Annotated in this window: 7 protein-coding genes; all 7 read left to right on the forward strand. The window is 51.2% G+C overall.

Features of this window, described 5'->3' with window-relative positions:
- A partial coding sequence (locus tag ACEW8P_RS00840; RefSeq protein WP_373511217.1) for a T9SS type A sorting domain-containing protein occupies positions 1 to 1,203 on the forward strand: 1,203 nt, incomplete at its 5' end.
- A gap of 186 nt (positions 1,204 to 1,389) precedes the next feature.
- Positions 1,390 to 1,764, forward strand: coding sequence for an NADH-quinone oxidoreductase subunit A (locus ACEW8P_RS00845; RefSeq protein ID WP_373511218.1), 375 nt, complete (start codon positions 1,390 to 1,392; stop codon positions 1,762 to 1,764).
- A 168-nt stretch (positions 1,765 to 1,932) separates the two neighbouring features.
- The gene (locus tag ACEW8P_RS00850; RefSeq protein ID WP_373511219.1) at positions 1,933 to 2,475 is read left to right on the forward strand and encodes an NADH-quinone oxidoreductase subunit B; all 543 of its coding nucleotides are present in this window, start codon (positions 1,933 to 1,935) and stop codon (positions 2,473 to 2,475) included.
- A gap of 6 nt (positions 2,476 to 2,481) precedes the next feature.
- Complete coding sequence (locus ACEW8P_RS00855) at positions 2,482 to 2,982, forward strand: NADH-quinone oxidoreductase subunit C (RefSeq protein WP_373511220.1); 501 nt, start codon at positions 2,482 to 2,484, stop codon at positions 2,980 to 2,982.
- An 88-nt stretch (positions 2,983 to 3,070) separates the two neighbouring features.
- Positions 3,071 to 4,303 carry an NADH dehydrogenase (quinone) subunit D gene (gene nuoD / locus ACEW8P_RS00860; protein ID WP_373511221.1) on the forward strand — a complete coding sequence of 411 codons (1,233 nt, stop codon included), beginning with the start codon at positions 3,071 to 3,073 and terminating at the stop codon, positions 4,301 to 4,303.
- A gap of 136 nt (positions 4,304 to 4,439) precedes the next feature.
- On the forward strand, positions 4,440 to 4,877 hold the full coding sequence (nuoE, locus tag ACEW8P_RS00865) for an NADH-quinone oxidoreductase subunit NuoE (protein WP_373511223.1): 438 nt from the start codon (positions 4,440 to 4,442) through the stop codon (positions 4,875 to 4,877).
- A 26-nt stretch (positions 4,878 to 4,903) separates the two neighbouring features.
- Positions 4,904 to 5,650: phytanoyl-CoA dioxygenase family protein (locus ACEW8P_RS00870; RefSeq protein WP_373511222.1), on the forward strand; the 747-nt coding region annotated here is incomplete at its 3' end.

The raw sequence follows: 5,650 nt of genomic DNA on the forward strand, positions 1-5,650 counted from the left end.
AAGCGGATCAACTGGGTCATTTCCCGCACTTCCCGCAACGTGAATGGCACGGGACAGTCGACAACGAATCAAAACATTATCAACGGCCAAAACGCGGTACTAAACACAAATTTCAACAGTACTTTTCCGGGCCCAGAAACGGACAACGCCTACGTGCCCCGGCCCGATGGTGTTCACTTCGTCGGACAGGTAGGGCAGCGTATCCTGGCCAATCTTTGGAATGAATCTCTCAATACGACCTTTTTCTCCACAATCACCCCCGTTATTCCCACTCCGACGCCTTCCCTAACTACTTCCTGCGGTTCAAACAATTCAACCGTCAGCTTGACTCTGCCCGCTGGGTACTCTTCCTACGAGTGGTCCACCGGACAGTCTGGACGGACGATTGCCATCAATTCGCCAGGAACCTACCGTGCTGTGTTGAAAGATACAAGAGGGAATGCCATCGTTGGACCCAGTGTCACGATCAGTTCTACGGTGAGACCGCTCAAACCCAACATTATACCAGGCGGACAACAACAGGCTTGCGCCGATACGGGCTTCGTTTTCGCCGCTTCTGGCGGTACAGACTATTTTCTGTGGAGCGACGGCAGCAACACCAAATCTTTCCGAGCAACACAATCGGGTAATTATACTGTAAAAGCGCGAAATGTGTTCGGCTGCGAGTCGGAGCTATCGGCTCCTGTGTCGTTAACGGCACGTCCAAAACTTAGCGTACCGCTGATCGAACAATCGGGGCCTTATAGCTTGAGCGCCTCGATCACCGAACCCAACCTCAACGAAAAGTACGAATGGAAAGTGGACAACCGTTTTCTGAAGCCCGAAACGGCCACCATCAAGGTGACAGAATCAGGCAATTACAGTGCGCGGGCCAAGGCCGTCTTTACGCTCGGAAGTAACAACTCGCTCACGTGCTACTCGACTTATTCGTCGCCATTCCCCTTCCTGCTGTCTGAGAACGACGGTGTAGTTATTTTCCCCAATCCCAGCCGCGAGGGGATTGTATACGTAGAAACGCTCGAAAATCTGGCTAATGCGGAAGTTGCTTTTTACAACATAAATGGCTCCATTATTCGTACCCAGCGCTTCCAGCTTCTCAACGAGCGCCGCAGAATAGACGCCAGCACTTTGCCACCTGGCCTTTATCTTGTCCGGGTGCGCGCTCCCGGTCTTGACGTGACCAAGCGTATTGTCATTGATTGATAAAGTAGGATTACGTAAAGGCCCCTGTTCCGCAGGGGCTTTTTGGGTTTTTGGAAGTGTAGAACCCTCTTTCTCTGTATTTGGTTGGTAAGCTCGCAGCTAGTAATTTTGAACTTCAAAAAGTGTCAGAATATCCCGCCGAATCGCTGAACAATTTCCCGGTACGGGCCGTTGAGAATAAGCAATATGGAAACGAATTATTTGCCGTCTGGCTTTCTGCCTATTGTTGTGCAGTTTGTGCTGGCATTAGGTTTTATCGTGGTGACGATGATCGTCACGCACAACATTGGGCCCAGTCGTAAGGGTAAGGTCAAGGATGACCCATTCGAATGTGGAATTGAGGTAGTCGGCGACGCCCGCACCCCTATTTCGGTGAAGTACTTTCTGGTTGCTATCCTGTTCGTGCTGTTTGACGTCGAGGTAATCTTCATGTATCCCTGGGCAGTCAATTTTAAGAAGTTGGGCATGTTCGGTTTCGTGGAAATGGTTCTGTTCATGGCATTACTCCTGGCAGGATTCTATTACATCATTCGTAAGGGAGTCTTGAAATGGGAAGAGTAGTTTCATGGGACAGTGCTTGTTCGTTAGCTTTCAACTCGACCCACTCCGTTTCTACTTCTCTCGTGCTGGGACATATTAATTTTTGTATTGGAAGAAGGTTGACTTTTTTGTTAGATTGAAATGGTAAAATAACTGTCAACTGTCCACCATCAACTGTCAGCTAAATAAATGAAATCAGTAGATATAGTCGAAGCACCACCGGGCCACACGGGTTCCGGGTTCTTCGCGACCTCATTTGACGAAGTCATCGGCATTGCCCGCAGTAATTCGCTGTGGCCACTGCCGTTCGCTACTTCCTGTTGTGGCATCGAGTTCATGGCCACGATGGGCTCACACTACGACATCGCCCGTTTCGGATCCGAGCGACCCAGCTTTTCCCCCCGCCAGGCCGATCTGCTTATGGTGATGGGTACCATTGCCAAAAAAATGGCCCCGATTTTGAAACAAGTTTACATCCAGATGGCCGAACCCCGCTGGGTACTTGCCATGGGTGCCTGCGCTTCCAGCGGTGGTATTTTTGATTCATATCCGGTATTGCAAGGCATCGACCGCATCATGCCAGTGGATGTGTATGTTCCCGGTTGTCCGCCCCGCCCCGAGCAGGTGCTGGAAGGTCTGATGCAGGTGCAGGAACTGGCCCGCAACGAATCACTACGCCGTCGCAATTCGGAGCAGTACACGGAGTTGATGGCTTCTTATAACATCCAGTAAACTGCTATGCTCACCAACCAGGAAGTAGCCGAAGAACTGCTCCGAGAATTTGGGGAAGAAGTCTATGGTTTTGAAGAACCCTTTGGAATGCTGACGCTTACCACTACGCGTGAGCAGATCATTCCGATGCTGAAATTCCTTTTTGACCATAAAAAATTCAAAGCCAATTTCCTGACCGACCTCACGGGTGTGCACTACCCCGATACGCCAGGACTGGAATACGCCGTGGTGTATCACCTGCACAGCCTGATCCACAATTTCCGGCTGCGCATCAAGGTCTTTTTGGCCGAAGGCGATGAGCGCATCCCCACGGCCACGTCGGTGTACGAATCGGCCAATTGGATGGAGCGCGAGACTTACGACTTTTTCGGCATCCAGTTCGAGGGACACCCGAACCTGATCCGAATCCTGAATATCGAAGAAATGGACTATTTCCCCATGCGCCGCCAATACCCGCTGGAAGACACCACCCGCGAGGACAAAACAGACGCGCTGTTTGGACGGTGAAATCAATTGTGAATTGGTGAATGTCGGAATATTTTTATTCACTAATTCCGACATCACCGCACGGGCGGCCCCGTAATTCCAAATCAAAATGGCAGAAACTCAGCTTCTAGTACCTAACGTTTCCCCACCCGCCCGCGCTGACCAGCCCGAGTTGGTAGGGGAATTGACGACGCTCAACCTGGGGCCGACACACCCGGCTACGCATGGCGTTTTTCAGAACATCCTGCAAATGGATGGTGAGAAAATCGTGTCGACCGAGCAGACGATCGGCTATATCCACCGGGCTTTTGAGAAAATCGCGGAGCGTCGCCCCTACTACCAGATCACGACGCTGACCGACCGGATGAACTACTGTTCGTCACCGATCAACAACCTGGGCTGGCACCTGACGATGGAGAAATTCCTGCAGGTGGAAGTACCCAAGCGGGCGCAGTATATCCGGGTGATTATGATGGAACTGGCCCGCATCTCCGACCACCTGATTTGCAACGGCATTTTGGGGGTAGATACGGGCGCATTCACGGGCTTCCTATATTTGTTTGAAAAAAGAGAGGAGATATACGAAATATACGAAGAAGTCTGCGGCGCGCGGCTGACCACCAACATGGGCCGGCTGGGCGGCATGGAGCGCGATCTTTCGCCCGTGGCGATTCAGAAATTGCGCGACTTTATTAAATCGTTTCCGCCCGTCATGCGGGAGTTTGAGCTTCTGTTCAATCGCAACCGGATTTTCATGGATCGGGTGATCGACGTGGGTGGTATTTCCGCCGAGCGTGCCCTGAACTATGGCTTCACCGGCCCTAACCTGCGGGCGGCGGGAGTGGACTACGACTTGCGGGTGATGAACCCCTATTCTTCTTACGAAGATTTCGATTTTATCATTCCTGTGGGGCAGAGTGGCGACACTTACGACCGCTTCATGGTGCGCAACGCCGAGATTTGGGAGAGCCTGAAAATCATTGAGCAGGCTTTGGAGAATTTGCCCATCGGCCCCTACTACGCCGATGCACCGGAATACTACCTGCCGCCTAAGGAGGATGTCTATACCAGCATGGAGGCGCTGATCTACCATTTCAAAATAGTGATGGGAGAAATCGACGCCCCCATCGGCGAGATATACAACGCCGTCGAGGGAGGCAACGGCGAGTTGGGCTTTTACATGATCAGCGACGGTGGCCGCACGCCCTACCGCCTGCATTTCCGCCGCCCGTGTTTTATTTATTACCAGGCTTTCCCCGAAATGGTGAAAGACCACACGCTTTCCGACGCCATTGTCATCATGAGCAGCATGAATGTCATCGCAGGGGAGTTGGATAGTTAATTTAATGATGAGTGATGAATGACAAGTTTTAAGAACCCGTCATTCATAATTCATTACTCATAATTCATCATTCATTTTGAATCAAGTAGCCGAACCTATTGCTTTTACGCCTGAGCGGCAGGAGCGCGTGGACCAAATGATTGCCAACTACCCCGAGGGCCGACAAAAGTCGGCCTTGCTGCCCGTGTTGCACGTGGCGCAGGATCAGTGGGGATGGTTGAGCAGCGAAGTGATGGACTACGTTGCCGGTATGCTCGACATCCAGCCCATCGAAGTGTATGAAGTGGCAACCTTCTACACCATGTTTCACCTCGACCCCGTTGGTAAAAACGTGATTGAGTACTGCCGCACGGGGCCTTGCTGCCTGATGGGTGCTGAGGATGTGTACGCGCATTTGAAACAAAAACTAGGCATTCAGGCCGGAGAAACTACTCCCGACGGGCTGTTCTCGCTGAAGGAAGTCGAGTGCCTGGCCGCCTGCGGCTGGGGTCCGGTGTTTCAGATTAGGGAAAAGTACTTTATGGATCTGACCAATGAGAAGGTAGATTCGATTATCGAGGAACTGAGCAAGTAATTAGTGAACCGAAAACTATAATTCTTATGAGCCTAAAAGACGTTGCCCGCAAATACTATAGGTTCGCTAAGTACAACCTCGGGAACCCGCAGTTGGACTTCGATTACTCTACGCTGCCCTGGATCGATCAGGACGACGCGGATATTGAAGCTTTTTTGGCCAATTTTCCAGTCAGTGCCGACTACCCTTACGATTTGAAGGAGAAGTTGGAATTTTGGAAAAAGAATGGTTTCGTGGTTTTGGAAAAAGCCATTCCTGAAAAAATGATCGATGATCTTTGGGAAGAAATAGAGGAAACCGTCGATAATCACGAGAAATATGGTATGATGGGCCTGGTGTACCAGTTCAACGGTACCAAGGACACACCCATCAAAGACATCCCCAAAGAAAAACTACGAGGCATCGGGGCAAGGATCAACGAGTACCACAACGCCTCGCTGCAAGCCAAGCAAGTTGTGACACATCCCAACATCGGTGTGTTTCTGAAAGCGATTTTCGATGCACAGGTGGCGGTGTACCAAAGTCTGATTTTTCGCTATGGTAGTCAGCAGGACACGCACCAGGATTTTCCGTGGGTGACACCGACTATTCCGAGCCACCTGGCAGCTTCCTGGATTGCGCTGGAAGACGTACATCCCGATTCCGGGCCGTTGTTCTACTACCCTGGTTCGCATAAAATGAAGAAATTTAACTTTGGCAACGGTATCCTGTACCGCCACGGCGAGTCGGTTTTCGGACCCGAGTGGTTTGGCAAATACCTCGACAAGCGCAGC

Origin of the sequence: Persicitalea sp. (assembly GCF_041751555.1) — a bacterium.
GTDB lineage: Bacteria > Bacteroidota > Bacteroidia > Cytophagales > Spirosomataceae > Persicitalea.

What these genes read in the sequence shown, in the direction of transcription:
- ACEW8P_RS00845 (WP_373511218.1), top strand. Translation starts at nt 1,390, where the DNA reads ATGGAAACGAATTATTTGCCGTCTGGCTTTCTGCCTATTGTTGTGCAG.
- ACEW8P_RS00850 (WP_373511219.1), top strand. Translation starts at nt 1,933, where the DNA reads ATGAAATCAGTAGATATAGTCGAAGCACCACCGGGCCACACGGGTTCC.
- nuoE (WP_373511223.1), top strand. Translation starts at nt 4,440, where the DNA reads ATGATTGCCAACTACCCCGAGGGCCGACAAAAGTCGGCCTTGCTGCCC.
- nuoD (WP_373511221.1), top strand. Translation starts at nt 3,071, where the DNA reads ATGGCAGAAACTCAGCTTCTAGTACCTAACGTTTCCCCACCCGCCCGC.
- ACEW8P_RS00855 (WP_373511220.1), top strand. Translation starts at nt 2,482, where the DNA reads ATGCTCACCAACCAGGAAGTAGCCGAAGAACTGCTCCGAGAATTTGGG.